This is a genomic window from Agromyces kandeliae (genome assembly GCF_009674665.1).
GTDB lineage: Bacteria > Actinomycetota > Actinomycetes > Actinomycetales > Microbacteriaceae > Agromyces > Agromyces kandeliae.
The window spans coordinates 170374-186880 of record NZ_WKJD01000021.1 but is presented as its reverse complement, the minus strand read 5'-3'; the positions used below and the strand labels follow the sequence as shown (position 1 = coordinate 186880).

The window sequence follows — 16507 nt, the reverse complement described above, 5'->3', positions numbered from 1 at the left end:
GTACCGTCAGTCACGGTTCCCCCCAGACCCGGAGACGGGAGCGGGCGATGGCCGAGAAGAACTGGGAGTGCCGGATCGGCATCCACAAGTGGGTGCTGCAGCACGAACCCGAGACCGGCGACCGCTACTACGAGTGCGGCCGCTGCGGGAAGGTGCGCTCACCCGATGGTCCGGGCGTTCCGCCGATCCCGGGCACCTGACGACGGTCCCGGGTCCAGCTCCGTCTGCGATGTGGATAACTGAGCGGGCGATCCGCTCCGTTTCTCCAAGATGGGAGCCATGTCGGACCCCGTGCGCACCATCGCCGAGCGGGTGCGCGGGCGGGTGCTGAGCGAGGGCGTCGACCTCGCACGCGACGAGGCGCTGGCCGCCCGGTTCGCCGCCGAGGAGGTGCGCCGGTACTCCGAGCGGGCGCTCGCCGGGGCGCACGCTCCGCTCATCGACGAGCAGGGCGCCGCGCGCGAGGTCGTGGCATCCATCACCGGCTACGGGCCGCTGCAGCCGTTCTTCGACGACCCGACCGTGGAGGAGATCTGGATCAACTCGCCGACCCGGGTGTTCGTGGCGCGGAGCGGCGTGGCCGAACTCACCACGGTCGTCCTGTCGGATCGCGAGGTGCGCGACCTCGTCGAGCGGATGCTGCAGCATTCGGGCCGTAGGGTCGACCTCTCGTCGCCGTTCGTCGACGCGTCGCTGCCGGACGGCTCTCGACTCCACGTCGCGATCCCGGACGTCACGCGTGCGCACTGGGCCGTGAACATCCGGAAGTTCCAGCAGCGGATCCGCTCGCTCCAGCGGCTCGTCGAGCTCGGATCGATCACCCGACCCGCGGCCGAGTTCCTCCGGATGGGCGTGCTCGCCGGAGCCAACCTCCTCGTCTCCGGTGCGACGCACACGGGCAAGACGACCATGCTGAACGCCCTGCTCGCCGCGACGCGAAGAGGCGAGCGGGTCGTCACGGTCGAGGAGACGTTCGAGCTGGACCTCGACGTGCGCGACCTCGTCGCCATGCAATGCCGCCAGCCCAACCTCGAGGGCAGCGGCGAGATCACCCTGCGTCGACTCGTCAAGGAGGCGCTGCGGATGCGTCCCGACCGGCTCGTCGTCGGCGAGGTGCGCGAGGCCGAGAGCCTCGACCTGCTGATCGCGCTGAACTCCGGCGTGCCCGGCATGTGCACGATCCACGCGAACTCCGCACCGGACGCGCTCGCGAAGCTCTGCACCCTGCCGCTCCTGGCCGGCAGGAACATCGACTCGGCATTCGTGGTGCCGACCGTGGCATCCTGCATCGACCTCGTCGTCCACCTCGCCATCGACCGTGACGGGCGGCGGCGCGTCGTCGAGATCGCCGCGACGACGGGTGCGACCGTCGGAGCCCGCGTGGAGGCCGAGGCGATCTTCCGCCGCGACCGGTCGACGGACGAACTCGTCCGTACCGGAGCGCACCCGGTCCGGCTCGAGAAGTTCGACGCCGCGGGACTGGATCCTGCGATCGTCCTGGGTGCCGCGGCGTGAGCCTCATCCTCGGCGCGACGCTCGGCGCCGGCATCGTCCTGGTGCTGTCGCCGTGGCTCTGGCCGGCGCGTCGGGAGTCGGCCGTCGAGGCGGCCGACGCCGTCGCAGGGCGTGGCGCGCTCGCCGCGATTCGCGACGAGTTCGCGCTGGCCGGCATCCCCGGGGTGCCGATCGCGATCGTCATCACCGTGAGCGTCGTGCTCGCGGCGCTCGCCGCGGCGATCGCGCAGGCGGTGTTCGGCGTGCCGTTGCTCGCGCTGATCGGGGCGCTGATCGGCGCCGGTGCAGTGCCCGTCGTCGTCAGGTCGCGCGCGAACCGCCGCCGTGCCGTGAACCGCTCGATCTGGCCCGACGTCGTCGATCACCTCGTCTCGAGCGTGCGTGCGGGAATGAACCTCCCCGACGCCGTCGCCGCGCTCGCCGACCTCGGCCCCGCGGCGACGCGAAGCGCGTTCGCGCGCTTCGACGACGAGTTCCGCCGCACGGGCGACTTCGGCTCGGCCGTCGACGCGCTGAAGGCCCGCCTCGCCGATCCGGTCGCCGATCGCATCCTCGAGACCCTGCGGATGGCGCGCGAGGTCGGCGGAACCGACCTGACCGCCGTGCTCCGCGGGCTCGCGAGCTACCTCCGCGAGGACGCAGCGCTGCGCGCCGAGGTCGTCGCTCGTCAGGGGTGGATCCGGAACGCCGCGCGCCTGGGCGTCGCCGCGCCCTGGCTGCTCCTGTGCGTCCTCGCGACCAGGCCAGAGACACTCGCCTCCTACGACTCGCCGGCAGGCACCGTGCTCATCCTCTGCGGCGTCGCCGTCACGGTCGTCGCGTATCGGCTGATGCTCGGCCTCGGCCGGCTCCCCGAGGAGCGCCGATGGTCCAGTTGACTGCCACGCCGATCGTCGCCGTCGCGCTCGGTGCGATGCTCGGGCTCGGTCTCTGGCTGGTCGCGGCATCCGTTCCCCGCATCGGCCGGGCCCGCCTGGTCGACCGCGTCGCGCCGTACGTCACCGACGTCTCCGCCGAGGCGCGCGCCATGCGGGCGAAGCCGGAATCCGACCCGGGCCCGGTCATCGGGATGCTCGTGCTCCCCGCTGCGCGGCGCGCACGCGGCATCCTGTCGTCGATCCTCGGCGGGAACGACACGGTCGCGCGCCGGCTGCGGCAGGCCGGGGCGGATGGGACGGTCGAGCGGTTCCGTGGACGTCAACTCGTCTGGGCGGCGGCGGGCTTCGCGTCGGCCGGGTTGCTCGCGCTCCTCGCCCCGACGATGGAGGCGGCTCCCGCGGTGCTGCGCTGGGCGATCCCGCCCTTCGGGGCAATGGCCGGCGCGGTCGCGGCCGACTGGATGCTCCAGCGCGCCGCGCGCCGCCGCCTCGCGCGCATCACGAGCGAACTGCCCACGGTGCTCGAGTTCCTCACGCTCAGCCTCACCGCGGGCGAAGGCATGCTCGACGCGCTCCGCCGCGTGGCCCGAACGGGCACCGGTGAGCTCGCCCGGGAGTTCTCCGGCGTGGTCGCGGCGGTCGGCACGGGTGTCCCGATCGGCACGGCGCTCGCCGACCTGCGCGACGGCCTCGAGCATCCGGCGCTGTCGCGAGCGCTCGACCAGGTGCTCGGTGCACTCGACCGCGGCACCCCGCTCGCCGACGTCCTGAGGGCGCAGGCGGGCGACGCCCGAGCAGAGGCCAGACGCACCATCATCGAGCTCGCGGGCCGCAAGGAGATCGCGATGCTGGTCCCGGTTTCCAGGGGACGATGACATGTTTTCTGGCATGGAGACCTGTCTGCCCCCGCAGGGAATCCTGATGCGTCGCTGGCGTTACTACTTGCGTAGCACGGATGCTGCTAGATTCAGGAAACGAAGCAGAGCGGGGAGGCCGACATGTCGCTTGGTTCGAGCGCTCGACGACGCTGGTGGGTCGACTACTCCTTCGATGCCGAGCGCAACTGTACGGTGCTGTTCAACTCGTATCCGGTCCGTGACGAGCGGTGGCATGGTTTCGTCCGCGGTGCCATCGAGACTTTCAATCTGGCCGGGGACACAAAGCACTGCTACTACCTGCACGACTCAGGGGGCGAGGCCGACATCGCCGCGATCCAGAATGATTGGGATGCAGTCGGCGGTGACCTAGGCACTGTCTTCGCGGGCACCGGCGCATACACCCATGACTGACGTCACTCGCGGGGACGCGGTCAAGCGGCCAGCCCACGCGGATTCGCAGGCTGCAGAAGCCGATCCGGAGCTCCCTGCCGAGGTCGTCGAGGAGATCGATGCTCGGGTGGAGGCGAAGCTCGAGCGCGTCGAATTGGAGCAGTACAACAGTCCGTTCCCTCATCCGGACCACCTGGAGCGATTCGAGGCGCTCTATCCTGGTGCCGCCCGAGTTGTCTTCGAATCTTTCGACGAGCAAGGGAAGCATCGTAGGGAGATGGAAAAGCGGTTCGTGAAGGGGAACGAGGTTCGAGCCTTCATCGGCCAATGGCTCGCCTTTGTCCTGGTACTTGCGGCGCTCAGTCTCGGACTCGTGTGCATCCTCAATGGTCAGGCGGTGGTAGGCGGCACGATCGTCACGGTGGCTTTCGGAGGTGGCGTTGTGCTCTACATCGCTGGTGCGGGTTCGCGTGGGCGCGGCCCGGCTAGGCGCACCGGGCCGACGAAGCGTGACAAGGCGAGTGCGACTCGAGAGACAGCAGTAGTTCGGCCACCTGCGTCTGAGTAGGGCACCCCGTTCCCGCGCTAGCTCCCAGTTCCTCGGTCCGATCTAGCCCCATTCGGCGTTAAGTGCTGCCCGTCCACCGTGAACTCAACAGTGAGTACCGCGTCGGAACCTAGTCGATCATCGGTGACCGCGAAGGCCTCCTCGAGTGAACGGTCCAGAGCCGTGGTGAAGTTCTCAACAGCTCTGTAGGTATTCGAGACATTCAGGTGCGCGCCAAATGCGCTAAGGACTATATGGTCCGGGTTCTCCACGATGGGCTCGCTTGGCAGTCCGCCCAGATTCTGCATTGTCCGCACTGCTCCTGGGACCAAGATGAATGCGCGGCCAGCTTCCGCGGAGTCCATTCGCTGCCACGAGAGGGTTCCCCAGGTCGGGGTACCCGATTCAGCATGGCGTGTGATGTCCCGTTGAAGGTGCTGGACGGAGTGTCGGAGTGCCTCGCTGGGCTGCAAAGCTCGGTAGATCGACTGCATCGGGGGAGTCTTCTGCTTCAACCTCGGCAATTCTCTCAGGAGTGATCGCAACCTGTGAGCTGAGTCGACAAACGACCACGCGTCAAGCATCGCCTGCGACGTTCGAGCGTCGACTCCGCCGCCGTACTCGGCGATTGACTCCAACCCATCCCGGAGTCTCGCATTGGATATGTCGAGCATTTCAAGGGCCAGACGCACGCCGTCCCAGAACATGGCCTGCCGGGTGTCCAAGCCAGCTGGGAGTCGTCTTAGAGGCGAGGCTGGGCCTATCAGCGGTGGGCGAATTGAAGAGGACATTCCGTCAATCATGCCAACACCCCTGGGGTGGCTATGTGATTGAGGGGGGGCGGGTCACTCCCGTGGGGCGTGATCCGGGGCCGGGCCGGGCCGCGATTCGAGCTCCCCCCGTTGGCGTGCTCGACCGGGCATTCTCGGGTCACTTGACTACGGTCAGATCATGACGTTCACCGCCCTACACCGTGCGCTCGGGCTACCGCCGGGTCCCTTCACCATCGAAATGGTCGATCAAGCGATCGACGTCGGGGTCATGGAGACGGACGACCTCGACTGGAAGGCGGAGCTCCCTCCGATGAAGGCATTGCCGCAGTCGGATTTTCCCAAGGACGTGGCTGCGATGGCGAACAATGGCGGAGGGGTGATCGTCTACGGCGTGACCGAATCTGAACGGGCGGCTAGCGCCCGCGTCGGCATCCACGAATTCGGTGAACAGTACGAACGTGCTCTCCGCTCGGCGGCGGTTACGGCCATCACGCCACCAGTGTTCGGGCTCGGAGTTCACACCGTCGGGACAGCAGCTAATCGGGCAGTCGTCGTTGTGGTGCCGGCGAGTATGGATGGCCCCCATCTCATCTTTAGGAACGAGTACTTCGGTGCGCCGATCCGCAACGACTCCGACACAGTGTGGATGAAGGAACGCCAGATCGAAGCGATGTATCGTGCCCGTTTCGACGAGCGACGGCATGCGACCGAAACACTCGACAAGCTTTACGCCGAAGCTGTGGCGGGTCGCGACCACGACGTTCGCGCGTGGCTGGTCGCCGTCGGGCACCCGAGGGTCCCAGGTCGTATTGAGCGGCCAACTCGCGATGACGCGCGCAAGATCTTCGAGGCCGCAATGAAGCTCTGTCTCGTGTATGTCGATCGGAACGCCGTTCACCCGTTGGAAAGCGTCGAACTCCTGAACCCGCGGCCAGGTCTGCGGCGTTGGGTTGCGGCGAACGCCGCTACTGGAGAGCGTCAGATGTGGAGGGAGGCGTGGGCGAGCATCCATCACGATGGCTCAGTATCTATCGCTGCCGCCGTCGGCGGGCACCGGATGAGCAGGGACGGTCACTGGGAGGGCAGGCAGATCGAGTCCCGCGCCATCCAGGCCGGAGTCGCCGACTTCATGGCGCTGCTGCGTGCCACTGCAGGCTCGAGCAACCGTTCCGAATATGAGGTACGCGTCGGCATCGAATGGAGCGGCGCGCAGCCGCTCTCGATCATGGCTGCGGACCGTTTCGGTCACGCGATCGAAGACTGGTCGACTCCGCTGCACCGCTTCACACCAGTCGAGGCGACGATCAGGACGGATGTCTCGGATCTCGAGTTCCATTGGGAGGTTCACGACCTCGCGCGGGACTGCGTGAACCAAGGTGGGGTTTCGCTAGCGGACAAGATCACCCCTCCGGACCGACCAGGATGACGGACACTCCTCGAGGTGGGCGGCGAGACCGATAACGACCCACTCGCGGGGCGCTCGCCCTACTGATGCCTGCGGGCCTCAACCAAGCGCAGTCGCTGCAGTAGATCGGACGTTCTCCCGCCTCGATGCTTAACGCCGACGACGCCGGTGTCCTGGTTCGCGCCGACCGGCACGAAGCTGAACTCGTAGACGTTCACCCGGCGGAGTTCGGTGGCGCTGGTGCCGTCCGCGAGGGTCACCGTGGCCTTGTCCTGGACGTCGTAGGCGAAGGAGAGCTGGGCGAGTCGACGGTCCTTCACGAGTCGGTACACCTGGACGCCCTTCGGGCTGTCGAGGTCGAACCGGCCACGGACCCACCAACCGTGGTCGTCCTCGCCCATGTCGGTGGCGGACGCGACGAAGTAGTCGGGGTCGTCCATGCGGTGCCCGAACAGGCCGGGCAGCACGTTGCCCGAGGCCTTCCAGTCCGCGATGGTGCGTAGGAATGCGCCCTTGGCGACCACGTCGCCGTAGCTGTCGGGTGTGCGGGTGAAGGTGCTGGGGTAGGCGATGAACTCGCCCTCGGTCAGGCCGTCGTCCACGCCGGCCTTGAGGCCCGTGGCGGGGGTGTACTTACGGAGCATCGCGGCCCCCTGCTTAGGCCGGGAGGGTGGCCATGACCACGCCTGAGGGCTGGTAGACGGACACCCCGAACCGACCCTCGGCGCGGATCGTGAGGAGGTTGCGGGTGAAGTCGTCCGCGTTGGCCTCGGACCACTGCAGCCGCATGCCCTGGGTATCGACGTCCACGCCCACCACGCCCGGATCCAGCACCGCCGCGACGCCCGCCGTGATCGTCGGCGAGAGGGCCACAGGGACGCCCCAGAGGCGCTGGGCGGCGGCGTCGACCGGGGCACCGGGTGCGAAGTCGAAGACGCCGGAGGTGGCGCGCAGCGTCTCCGCCGCTTCCCAGTCGGCCGGGTTGAGGATCACCGCGCCGGGGCTGTAGCCGAGGGACTGCACCTTCGTGATCGCCGAACGGATCGTGGTGACCACGTCCGGCCCTGCAGCCTGGGTCTGGATGCCGCTGGTGTTCAGGATGCCGGTGAGGTGCCCGGCCGTGCCGTCGCCGAGCAGGATCTCCTGTTCGACCGCCCGGCCCAGGCCGTAAAGCATCTCGTCGCTGAGCCAGCGCGCCAGGGACGGCGCGTCCAGCACATCGTAGACGTTGATGCCACCCGCGACGTGAGCGATGACCTGAAGCCCGCCGTCCACCGACGTAACGCCGACGCTCGATTCGGGCTTGACCGCCCCCGGTGCGACCACGGCCGCGGCGAAGGTTCGGGTGGTCTGCCGGAGGTAGCGGAACACCGGGCCGGCGTGCCGAACGAGCGGCAGTAGATCGAGGATCGAGCTCGGGACCTGGCCCTGCGCGATCGGACCGGTGACGGGGACATCCGAGACGGTCTCCCCGGTCACCGTCAGGGACTTCTGCAGCATCGCCTGCGCGAGCTTCGTCCCGGCCACCCGGCGCTCCGGCGAAGTCAAGGCTAGGTGCAGCTGACCCTCGTCACCTCGAATTCGGTCGTCGAACGCCTTGGGGTCGGCGTCCCCGCCGATCCCGAACAGGCGGCGCATGATCTCGTCGCTACGCTTCACGTGAGCGAGGCGCTCGTCCAGCGCGTCGACCGAATCGAGCAGGGTCGACAGGTCCGCCGACTCGGCGTCGGTCAGGGGACGGTCATGGTCGTTCTTGGCCGCCGCGACGATCGCGTTGGCCTGGGTGAGCAGCGCGTCTCGCTGCTCGGCGAGGGTAGGCATGAGGATCGGCCCGTTCTGGGAACCACCGGAGTGCGCCGCGCATCGCGGCTTGGACTCTGGTCCAGCTCCTCGGACTTGGCCACGATGAATCGGGTGCCTGCGTTGGCCGTTCGGCTCCTCCGCCTGCCCCGCTGCGGCTCCTCGGCCTTGGCTTGATCAGCTACAAACCATGGTACAAAACTTGGCCGTGCTGCGGTAGTGGCTGCGTAATCGATCAGCCTTGGTCGCGCCGCACCCGGTACGCCCGCAGGGCGGCTGACGCCCGCCCCGAGCCCCACCCCATCCGCGACTTGACGTCACGAACTGTGCGCGGAGGAGGAACGAGACGCCGTAGCGCACTGACGTCCGCATGTGCCCGGCTCGAATCGTGCTGCACCTCGGTAGCCGGTTCTTCCTGGCCAACGGCGACCCATGCGGCAACCTCGGCCTGCTTCATCGTGCTCGTGGTCTCGACGACCTGGGCCCAGCCAGGCCCGACCTCGCGCGCCAGGGCGGCGGCCAGCTCGAGTGCGAGGGTCCAGATCAGATGCGTGGCCTGGCCACCACCGCGGGTGAACGCATCGAGGATCGCCGTGAAGCGGTAGGGCTGACGCAGGCCGGTGGCCTTCACAAGCTCGGCCATCGTCACGATGTTGGCCGGGTTGTTCTCAGGGTGCTCGGGGTCGAACATCTCATCGGGGTTCATTGGTGTTCTCCTGTCCATCGATTCGGGGTTCGCAGGTGGGGTGCGTGTCGAAGCGGTCCCGCTCGACTGCGGGATGCAGTGGCCACCCGCAGATGGCGCACCGGGATCCCGACCAACCGAGTTCGTCAAGGCACTCCGCGCACACGCCGATGACATCGGTGACTTGTTGATGCGCTGGACAGACCGGAGCGCGGTCCTCCGATGTGAGGGTGAGTACCCATCGGAACGGCGTGCCCGGAATACGAGTGGGCCACTCAGTCAAGGAACCCACTCCCGTTCGCCCAGCGACCGGTCACGCCGTCGAGCTGCGCCCCCTTACTTCGGAGCCATTCCGGCACCTCATTGCCTTGGCGATCGAATTCGGCGCCACCGACCACAGCGTTCGGTGAGGTAGGGAAGGCGGGCTCGTCTCCGAGGTACCGAAGCCCAGGGTCTGTCGCGAACGCTTCATCGTGCTCGCTTGCGAACTCGTCAGCTCTCCGCTGCTCGTCCTTCGCCTGCTCGTCCTTCGCCTGCTCGTCCTTGCCCTTCCTTCCCTTAGACAGTTCCGGTGGAACCGTGGCGGAGCCCTTGGTGGATCCGTCGGTGGAATCGGACTCTCGTGGCTGCGATGCTGCAGGCTCCGAGCCCTTGTCGCGCCGCCACTTCGCGCGCTTGCTCTCCATCTGGGCGTGGGTTGTCTGCGAGTCCGCCCAACCCTCGATCACATAGCCGCCCTCGTTGGTGGTCCAGAGGCCCTTTTCGGCCAACTCGCGGAGCGCCTTCGAGCGGGCTGCGGGAGAGGTTCGATAGGGCTCGATGACGGGCAGCGCGTTCGTTGGAATGCGCCCATCCGACTCCTGCTGCATGGACCAAATGACGCCGAAGGAGTGCAGCCACCAGGCCAACGGCGTGAGCCCGTGAATCGTGCCGTCGCTGAGCCACTTGAGCGGGAGATTCGCGTTCATGCCGGGCATCGCACACCTCCCGTCGCCAGGCGGTCGTGGATCGGGAATCGCCGGAGGGTTAGGGCGATGCTCACTGGAGCCCCACCCCCCGCCAGATGCGGGCGATTCGGTCGACGCGCTCAGGGGTAAGCGTCGGACGGATGCTTTCGCGGACGTTCTCTATTCGCCCCGCGTACGCGCGCAGGTCTGCCTCACCCATCGACGGATGCCGCGTGGAGAGCCACGGTCCGTAGTCAGCCCAGAATGCGTCCGAGCAACTCATGACACTCGCCGCCCGGGAAGCGGCCGACCCATTTCGTCGAGCTGATTCAAGTCCACCCTGATGAGGCGCGGGCCAAACCGCCGGGCGGGGAGAACCCCGTCGGCGATTCGCCGCCGGATGGTGCGGGTGGACACCCTTGCTAGTTCCGCGGCCTCCTGCATGGAGCCCCACCTCGCTTCAGACGTCATCGAATGCTCCTTAACGACGGAAGGCGCAGCCGAGTCGGCTGCGCCTTGGATGACGGAGTTCTCCCGTTGCCGGGGGACTCCCTTCTAAGGTGAGTAGCCCCCGGAGAGGGGCGGGTGACGATCTTCAGTTCTCAGGCGCGTCGTGCGCCGGGCATAGAAAACGCAGACGAACTGTACCGGGGCACACTTCTTCTGCGTGTGGTCAGGATGCCATTTCACGACTCATCCCGTCAAGTCCCGTCAGGTCCGTACTCCAGCGCCGAGGCGCGGGGAGGGCGAAGGCTCATAGCGCAACGATGGTCCTGGGCACCACTGAGACGGAAGCCTTGTCGAACGGGCGGCGTCCTCTGGGCCCCGTTGGGAGGATCGTTACCTCGACCAGTTCGGAAACGATAGCTCGCCGTACCTCGATTGGCGCATCGTCCCACGAGGCTGCGACGTCGCCGGTGCTGAGGACGGTGAGCGCCGCGTTGGGCAGTGCCGCCCGACGTTCCTGTTCAGCAGCCACGCGCTTGTCCCGCAGCCGGGTGTTCAGCCTCGTGAACTGTGCGGCAGTGATGACGTCCTCTGCCCACTGATCGGCAATCAGTTCCAGCTTCGCATCCAGGGCAGCGATGTCCGCCTGCGCGCGGGCCGCCGCATCAGCGTCGCCGTGCTCGAACATGCCAATGACCTCAGGCGTGCGCAGGAGCGTGATGATCTGATCGTTGACAACGGAATCGACGTCGGCGACCTTCCGGCGAACCTTGAAGCACTCGGTGCAGACGTAGCTGGGCGGCTGACGGTGGGCAGTTCCATCTGGGCGGGACACAAGGCGGCCCACTCCCGCGCGGACTGCCCCACCGCAACCTTCCCGACCACATCGAGCCAGACCGGAGAGCAGGTACTTGTAATCATTGCCCGCGCGATTCGTGCGCCGTGAGGGGTCGGTCAGGAGCGCGATGAGTCGATCGTGCATGCTCTCATCGAGGATCGCGTCACCCGTCGTTCGCCCGATCACCTTGCCCTTGTAGACCCTTAGGCCGGCAAGGGAGGGACGCTTCATGACCTGCCTGAGCATCGTAGAGTTCCACTTCTCGGCTTCTGGTGCTGGAATGCCCCGAAGGTTCAGGTCGCTCACCACCGATCGCAGCGAGTGGCCCGCGAGCAGGCGATTCGCAACCTCTCGGATTACCGCCGCCTGCTCAGGGTCGGCCTCGTCCCGGCGGAGCCGAGTCGGTCGACCGGCATCGTCCAGAACCGGAACACGGGTAAATCCGTAGCCAGGCCTCCCCTGGGGCTCGCCAGCCTCGGCCTTCTGCTGCAGCCGCCGCCTGAGCCGTCGCGCCATCTTCTCCGTCTCATAACGGGCGTTGGTCACGTCGTTCCGGAAGTCGCGTCGACCGTTCGGCGTAGACAGATCGCGGTAGCCGCCGAGGCTGATGATCTGCAAGCCGTGCGTGTCCGCGAGGTCGATCAAGTCCTCCGCCTCCCGTGGTGTGCGGGTCAATCGGTCGGTGTCCCAGATGAGGACAGCATCGACCAGACCCGCACGAACGTCGGTGATCATGCGGTGGAACTGAGGGCGCATGCGGGTGCGCGTCGCAGAGACATCGTTGTCGACATAGACCCGCGCGACCTCCCAGCCTCGGTTCGCTGCCTCGTTCCGAGCGTCCTCTTCCTGCCGTTGCACTCCGAGGGCGGTGCCGTCGTCCTCGCTGATGCGGGTGTAGATCGCTGCGCGGATCTGATGTTGGTTCATAAGGATATTTTAGATGGTCTGTTAGCCCCCTGATCTTCCTCATCCTGCCGGTCACCATCGCCTTCGCGCTGTTCCCCGGCTACCTCGTGCTCCAGGCGGGTTTCTGATGCGCCGATGCACCCCGCCACCCGACGAAAGGACCTCGCATGCCCTGCTGGATCGCCCGACGGCTCGCCGACGAACGGGGCGACGTACCCGGATGGGTGCTCATCACGCTCATGACGGCGGGCCTGGTGATCGTGATCTGGGGCCTCGCCGGCCCCGCGCTCTCGGGCGTCTTCGACCAGGCGATCGACCGCGTCGTCGGATTCTGAGCCGGCTCGACGACGATCGGGGTTCCGCGGTCGCGGAGTTCTCACTCGTCGGCGTCCTGCTCGCGGCGCTGCTCGTCGCGGTCGTGCAGCTCGCACTCGCCCTGCACGTCCGCAACACGGTGCTCGACGCGGCCGCCGAGGGCGCCCGCTACGCGGCGCTCGCGGGGTCCTCGCCCGCGGCGGGCGTCGAGCGCACCCGACAGCTCATCGATGCGGCCATCGCCGCCGACTACGCAGCGGATGTCTCGGCTGAGGCGGCCACCGTCGGCGGCGTCCCCGCCATTGCGATCACCGTCCGGACCTCGCTCCCGGTCGTCGGCCTGCTCGGGCCCGAACGCGCACTGGAGGTGACCGGCCATGCCGCGATCGAGTCCGTCGACTGAGCCGGCTCGGCGCGCGCTCGCCGCGGAGGCGGGCTCCGCGTCCCTCGAGTTCCTCACCGTCGGCATGATCCTCCTCGTTCCCCTCGTCTACCTGGTGCTCGCGATGGCGTCCATCCAGGCCGCAGCGCTCGGCGTCGAGGGCGCGGCGCGGCAGGCGGCCCGCGTCGCCGTGCTGCGGGCGGATGCCGACGGGCCCTCGGCGTCCGTCGAGCGCACCGTGCACGTGGTCCTCGCCGACTACGGGGTCGATGCCGGCGCGGCATCCGTCGTCGTCGACTGCAGCGGGCCGTGCGCGACCTCGGGCACGCGGGTGACCGTCGCCGTGCGTGCCGCGCTCGCGCTCCCGCTCGTACCGCAGGTGCTCGCCTCGAGCGGCATCGGGACGGTGCGACTCGAGGCGCGGGCGACGCAGACGGTGTCGCGGTTCGCAGGTGCGCCGTGAACGGCCGGGCGGTCGCGCTGCGCGACGACGAGTCCGGCTCGACGCTGCTGCTCACGATCCTCTTCGGCGTGCTGGGGCTCGCACTCGTGCTCGTCGTGACGTCGGCGACGTCGCTGTACCTCGAACGGAAGCGACTGTTCACCCTCGCCGACGGCGCGGCGCTCGCCGCGGCCGAGTCGTGGCGGCTCGACGAGGTCCGGGTGGAGGGCGACGCGCTCGTGCTCGGCCTCGACGAGGCATCCGTCGCGGCCGCCGCGACCGACTACCTCGGCGACGCGGAGCACTCGCTTCGCGGCCTCGAGCTCGTGCGAGCCGCCACGAACGACGGCCGCAGTGCGAGCGTGACCCTGCGAGCCGTGTGGCACGCGCCGATCTCGACCGACCTCGTGCCGGTCACCGTGCCGATCGAGGTGACGGCCGACGCGCGGTCGGTGTTCCACTGAGCGGACCCGACCGGCCGGGCGCGCGCCGCCGGGTCAGCGCTCCCCGTCCGCCGCCGCGAGCGCCGCGACGAGGTCGTCGCGGGCGAGGAGGAACTGCTCGGTGCCGAGGTAGTCGCTGTGCGTCGCGATCCGCCAGAGGTAGCTCGCGGGCGCCGACTCGGTGACCCCGCGGTCGACCGGGTTGCCCACCCGCGGGTAGCCGTACACCGGGAAGCCCAGGTAGTCGGTCCGTCGCCACAGGCTCCGCCACCGCGGGACCTCCCGGTCGTGCGCGCCGAGCATGCCGGTGAGCGATCGCTCCGGATCGGTGTTCGGGGCGGGGAGCCCGTCCCGGAACTCGTCGAGCACCTGCGAGCGCCAGGGATCCGATCGCCAGAGCGACGGGCCGCGCGTGCCCGGGACCCCGAGGTCCTTCGGACCGAACACCGACGGGAAGAACCGGCTGAAGTACGCGCGGAGCTGCGTGCCGTACGAGAGCAGGGCGATGCGGTCAACGAGCTCTTCGTCCTCCATCACCCCGGCCGGCACGCGGTCGCCGCGCATCGCCATGAGCGTCGCCGCCGAGATCGTGGAGCCCATCGAGTGGGCGGTGAGGATGACGCCGCGGCGACGCCGCGCCGACGGGTCGTTCAGCCAGGCCCGCGTGCGCGCCGCCAGCTCGGGAACGACGCGCTCGCCGAAGCACGGCGGTGCGAACGGATGCCCCGCGCGCGGGAAGAACGCGACGACGTCCCAGAACACCCCGAGCGGCCGCTCACTGCTCGACGCGGCGTGCGCCACGACCGCCGCGACCGCAGCGAGGGCGACCGCGACGAGCACCGCGGTCGACGCGGCGCGGATGCCCGCGGGAGCGTTCTCGCCGAACCAGGCGACCACGAGCGCCCGGAGGCCCTCGTAGACGACCGCCGACGACAGGCTGAGGAAGCCGATCGCCGCGAAGACCGCGAGCCAGCCGAAGAGCGGCTCTCCGCGATGGAGCAGGTGGGAGCTCCTGCGGACCGTGAGACGGCGCCGGTTCCGGGCGGCGGGCACCGTGACCCGCGGGGCGTACGTGCTCGGGTCCGGCGTCTCGAGCCCGCCGCGATCATGCGCGGGCGCACGCTCCTCGTCGCCGTCCGACGGCGTCGACCAGGCCAGCTTCGGCAGGCTGAAGCGTGCGAAGCGCACCATGTTCACGACCAGCGCCGCGATGATCAGGGCCACCAGCAGCACGGCGATCGCGGTGAGCACCACCGCGAACCGCTCGTACGCGTCCGGGATGTCCAGGGAACGCTCCGGCTGCGGCTCGGGCGGCGTCCGCCAGATGTACGACGTGTCCGCCTTGTCGGTCGAGGTCCCCAGCCATGAGGCCACGCCGAGCACGAGCAGGCTCGACAGCGCCATCGACGCGAAGAGCGCGAGCAGCATCGCGACCGCGGCGCCCTGGCCGCGCCAGGCCTCGAACCGGTGGTTCGCCGGCGTCGTCCACGCGTTCACCAGGTGGATCAGCACGCAGAGGACGGCGCCGCCGACCCACAACCACCGCTCGTCGCCGACGCGGGCGTGGCTGCCGAGCAGCAGCGCCGCTCCGCCGACCAGGAGGATCGAGCTGATCACCCGGCGCGTCCAGGACCGGTTCTTCCAGCCGGCACCGGCGAGCGCGAGGAACAGGGCGAGCACGATCAGGGCGATCGGCGTGCCGATCAGGCCGAGGAACACCTTGCCGCCGCCGTGCTCCTCGGTCGCCTGGAAGGTGAGCCACGTCCACGCGCCGTACGCCGCGATCGCGACGACGAGGCAAGCCATCGACGCCATCCGCTTCGCGGTGGTCCGGCTGTCGGAGGTGGTGTGCGAGGCGAGCGCGACGAGGACCACGATCGCGACCAGCAGCGCCGCCGCGCCGATCGCGAACCACGCCGCGACCGGATTCCCGAAGCCCGCGACGAGGCACTCGCCGGTGATCGGCGACGAGTCGCCCGTCCAGCAGGAGTCCACCGCGAGGTAGGCCGAATCGAGCGCGAGCAGGAAGAGCACCAGGGCGATCGCACCTGCGACGTGGAGCCACTCGGAGGTCTGCCCGATGCGGGACTCGGTCCAGAAGCCGCGCGTCGCGAGCAGCGGACGGTCGTCCTCCTGCTGCCGAGCGTCGAGCTCGGTCCCGAACTTCTTCACGCGCTCCTCGTACGCGACGCGTCCCCTGCGGGCGATCACGTACAGCACGACCACCGTGGCGATGGGGGCCAACCCGAACAGCGCCGCCCGCCGGTCGCGTTCGAGGTCGGCCAGGCCGTCGAACAGGGGCGGCAGCGCCGCGCAGACCTCTCCGTCGCGGAAGCACTGGACGCCGACGAGGTCGATCGCGACGGAGCAGAACGCCGCCACGGCGATCAGCGTGAGGAGGAGCCCGAACACGCGGACCGTCGCGGCCCCGAAGTCGCCGTTCCAGGTCGGCGTGCCGGCGCTCACGCCGCGCTGCGGGTCGATGCGGCGTGTCCAGTAGCCCAGGTTGGCGAGCGCATAGGGGAGGAGGAGGAACCACCCGACGTGGACGAACGCGCGCCCGATGGCGGCGAGGGCACCTCCGCCGGTCCGAGCCTGGGCGCCCCACGAGAACGCCTCGATCGAGCGGATGCCTCGCTCGGGGCGCTCGTCGCGCCTGCGCCAGAAGGATCCGAGGTCATCGCCGACGACACGCTCGATCTCGTCGGGCGAGGTCTCGAGCATCTCGGCGGGCGGTGTGTTGCGCACGCCGTGGATCCTGATCTCGAGGATGTCGGTCCTCGGACCCGAGAGTGCGTTCAAGAGCGTGCCGAACATGGACCCCTCCCCCCAGAGGTGGCCGCCGCAGCGTCGACCTGACCGAATGCTATCGATGATGAATCCTCACGACTGACCCGCGAACGGGTCACGTGAACT

18 protein-coding genes are annotated in these 16507 nt (G+C 68.7%); 11 read left to right on the top strand and 7 right to left on the bottom strand.

Features of this window, described 5'->3' with window-relative positions; genetic code table 11:
- Positions 1 to 47 precede the first annotated feature (47 nt).
- From GJR97_RS16610 to GJR97_RS16580, 7 genes are all read left to right on the top strand, one after another.
- Positions 48 to 200 carry a hypothetical protein gene (locus tag GJR97_RS16610; RefSeq protein WP_154347879.1) on the top strand — a complete coding sequence of 51 codons (153 nt, stop codon included), beginning with the start codon at positions 48 to 50 and terminating at the stop codon, positions 198 to 200.
- Between the two features lie 79 nt (positions 201 to 279).
- Positions 280 to 1515 (top strand): CpaF family protein, encoded by a 1236-nt coding sequence (locus GJR97_RS16605; protein WP_195760749.1) that lies wholly within the window; start codon positions 280 to 282, stop codon positions 1513 to 1515.
- Positions 1512 to 2393 (top strand): type II secretion system F family protein, encoded by an 882-nt coding sequence (locus tag GJR97_RS16600; protein ID WP_324613620.1) that lies wholly within the window; start codon positions 1512 to 1514, stop codon positions 2391 to 2393. Before GJR97_RS16605 ends, GJR97_RS16600 begins: the two co-directional genes overlap by 4 nt.
- The gene (locus GJR97_RS16595; RefSeq protein WP_154347877.1) at positions 2381 to 3268 is read left to right on the top strand and encodes a type II secretion system F family protein; all 888 of its coding nucleotides are present in this window, start codon (positions 2381 to 2383) and stop codon (positions 3266 to 3268) included. Before GJR97_RS16600 ends, GJR97_RS16595 begins: the two co-directional genes overlap by 13 nt.
- A gap of 123 nt (positions 3269 to 3391) precedes the next feature.
- Positions 3392 to 3682 (top strand): hypothetical protein, encoded by a 291-nt coding sequence (locus tag GJR97_RS16590; RefSeq protein WP_154347876.1) that lies wholly within the window; start codon positions 3392 to 3394, stop codon positions 3680 to 3682.
- Positions 3675 to 4229: a DUF2335 domain-containing protein gene (locus tag GJR97_RS16585; protein ID WP_154347875.1), complete on the top strand. Its 555-nt coding sequence runs from the start codon at positions 3675 to 3677 to the stop codon at positions 4227 to 4229. The genes GJR97_RS16590 and GJR97_RS16585 overlap by 8 nt, the downstream gene beginning before the upstream one ends.
- Positions 4230 to 5159: 930 nt before the next feature.
- On the top strand, positions 5160 to 6407 hold the full coding sequence (locus GJR97_RS16580; RefSeq protein ID WP_154347874.1) for an AlbA family DNA-binding domain-containing protein: 1248 nt from the start codon (positions 5160 to 5162) through the stop codon (positions 6405 to 6407).
- A gap of 59 nt (positions 6408 to 6466) precedes the next feature.
- On the opposite strand, the gene GJR97_RS16575 is transcribed toward GJR97_RS16580, so the two are convergent.
- The 6 genes from GJR97_RS16575 to GJR97_RS16550 form a co-directional block, all read right to left on the bottom strand.
- Positions 6467 to 7030, bottom strand: coding sequence for an HK97 family phage prohead protease (locus GJR97_RS16575; protein WP_154347873.1), 564 nt, complete (start codon positions 7028 to 7030; stop codon positions 6467 to 6469).
- A 13-nt stretch (positions 7031 to 7043) separates the two neighbouring features.
- Positions 7044 to 8207, bottom strand: a complete 1164-nt coding sequence (locus tag GJR97_RS16570; RefSeq protein ID WP_154347872.1) for a phage major capsid protein — start codon at positions 8205 to 8207, stop codon at positions 7044 to 7046.
- Positions 8208 to 8421: 214 nt separating this feature from the next.
- Positions 8422 to 8892: a hypothetical protein gene (locus GJR97_RS16565; RefSeq protein WP_154347871.1), complete on the bottom strand. Its 471-nt coding sequence runs from the start codon at positions 8890 to 8892 to the stop codon at positions 8422 to 8424.
- Positions 8893 to 9146: 254 nt separating this feature from the next.
- The gene (locus GJR97_RS16560) at positions 9147 to 9848 is read right to left on the bottom strand and encodes a hypothetical protein (protein ID WP_154347870.1); all 702 of its coding nucleotides are present in this window, start codon (positions 9846 to 9848) and stop codon (positions 9147 to 9149) included.
- 249 nt (positions 9849 to 10097) lie between these two features.
- Positions 10098 to 10262, bottom strand: a complete 165-nt coding sequence (locus GJR97_RS16555) for a helix-turn-helix domain-containing protein (protein ID WP_229276376.1) — start codon at positions 10260 to 10262, stop codon at positions 10098 to 10100.
- Between the two features lie 310 nt (positions 10263 to 10572).
- A complete protein-coding gene (locus GJR97_RS16550; protein ID WP_154347868.1) occupies positions 10573 to 12030 on the bottom strand; it encodes a recombinase family protein in 1458 nt (485 codons plus the stop codon).
- Positions 12031 to 12176: 146 nt separating this feature from the next.
- Between GJR97_RS16550 and GJR97_RS18425 the strand changes: the two genes are divergently transcribed.
- Genes GJR97_RS18425 through GJR97_RS16535 form a run of 4 tightly spaced genes read left to right on the top strand, consistent with a single transcriptional unit; the run spans position 12177 to position 13612 of the window.
- On the top strand, positions 12177 to 12344 hold the full coding sequence (locus GJR97_RS18425; protein ID WP_229276353.1) for a hypothetical protein: 168 nt from the start codon (positions 12177 to 12179) through the stop codon (positions 12342 to 12344).
- Positions 12275 to 12727 carry a TadE/TadG family type IV pilus assembly protein gene (locus tag GJR97_RS16545; RefSeq protein WP_407643613.1) on the top strand — a complete coding sequence of 151 codons (453 nt, stop codon included), beginning with the start codon at positions 12275 to 12277 and terminating at the stop codon, positions 12725 to 12727. Before GJR97_RS18425 ends, GJR97_RS16545 begins: the two co-directional genes overlap by 70 nt.
- Positions 12702 to 13169 carry a hypothetical protein gene (locus GJR97_RS16540; protein ID WP_154347866.1) on the top strand — a complete coding sequence of 156 codons (468 nt, stop codon included), beginning with the start codon at positions 12702 to 12704 and terminating at the stop codon, positions 13167 to 13169. Before GJR97_RS16545 ends, GJR97_RS16540 begins: the two co-directional genes overlap by 26 nt.
- The gene (locus GJR97_RS16535) at positions 13166 to 13612 is read left to right on the top strand and encodes a pilus assembly protein TadG-related protein (RefSeq protein ID WP_324613619.1); all 447 of its coding nucleotides are present in this window, start codon (positions 13166 to 13168) and stop codon (positions 13610 to 13612) included. The genes GJR97_RS16540 and GJR97_RS16535 overlap by 4 nt, the downstream gene beginning before the upstream one ends.
- Positions 13613 to 13645: 33 nt before the next feature.
- On the opposite strand, the gene GJR97_RS16530 is transcribed toward GJR97_RS16535, so the two are convergent.
- Entirely contained in the window at positions 13646 to 16408 is a 2763-nt protein-coding gene (locus GJR97_RS16530; protein WP_154347865.1) for a hypothetical protein, read from the bottom strand.
- Positions 16409 to 16507 lie beyond the last annotated feature (99 nt).

Bases quoted from the DNA above. Each gene is read 5' to 3' on its own strand.
- GJR97_RS16550 (WP_154347868.1), bottom strand. From the start codon at position 12,030: ATGAACCAACATCAGATCCGCGCAGCGATCTACACCCGCATCAGCGAG.
- GJR97_RS16555 (WP_229276376.1), bottom strand. From the start codon at position 10,262: ATGCAGGAGGCCGCGGAACTAGCAAGGGTGTCCACCCGCACCATCCGG.
- GJR97_RS16605 (WP_195760749.1), top strand. From the start codon at position 280: ATGTCGGACCCCGTGCGCACCATCGCCGAGCGGGTGCGCGGGCGGGTG.
- GJR97_RS16575 (WP_154347873.1), bottom strand. From the start codon at position 7,030: ATGCTCCGTAAGTACACCCCCGCCACGGGCCTCAAGGCCGGCGTGGAC.
- GJR97_RS16595 (WP_154347877.1), top strand. From the start codon at position 2,381: ATGGTCCAGTTGACTGCCACGCCGATCGTCGCCGTCGCGCTCGGTGCG.
- GJR97_RS16590 (WP_154347876.1), top strand. From the start codon at position 3,392: ATGTCGCTTGGTTCGAGCGCTCGACGACGCTGGTGGGTCGACTACTCC.
- GJR97_RS16570 (WP_154347872.1), bottom strand. From the start codon at position 8,207: ATGCCTACCCTCGCCGAGCAGCGAGACGCGCTGCTCACCCAGGCCAAC.
- GJR97_RS16580 (WP_154347874.1), top strand. From the start codon at position 5,160: ATGACGTTCACCGCCCTACACCGTGCGCTCGGGCTACCGCCGGGTCCC.
- GJR97_RS16540 (WP_154347866.1), top strand. From the start codon at position 12,702: ATGCCGCGATCGAGTCCGTCGACTGAGCCGGCTCGGCGCGCGCTCGCC.
- GJR97_RS16610 (WP_154347879.1), top strand. From the start codon at position 48: ATGGCCGAGAAGAACTGGGAGTGCCGGATCGGCATCCACAAGTGGGTG.
- GJR97_RS16565 (WP_154347871.1), bottom strand. From the start codon at position 8,892: ATGAACCCCGATGAGATGTTCGACCCCGAGCACCCTGAGAACAACCCG.
- GJR97_RS16560 (WP_154347870.1), bottom strand. From the start codon at position 9,848: ATGCCCGGCATGAACGCGAATCTCCCGCTCAAGTGGCTCAGCGACGGC.
- GJR97_RS16530 (WP_154347865.1), bottom strand. From the start codon at position 16,408: ATGTTCGGCACGCTCTTGAACGCACTCTCGGGTCCGAGGACCGACATC.
- GJR97_RS16585 (WP_154347875.1), top strand. From the start codon at position 3,675: ATGACTGACGTCACTCGCGGGGACGCGGTCAAGCGGCCAGCCCACGCG.
- GJR97_RS18425 (WP_229276353.1), top strand. From the start codon at position 12,177: ATGCCCTGCTGGATCGCCCGACGGCTCGCCGACGAACGGGGCGACGTA.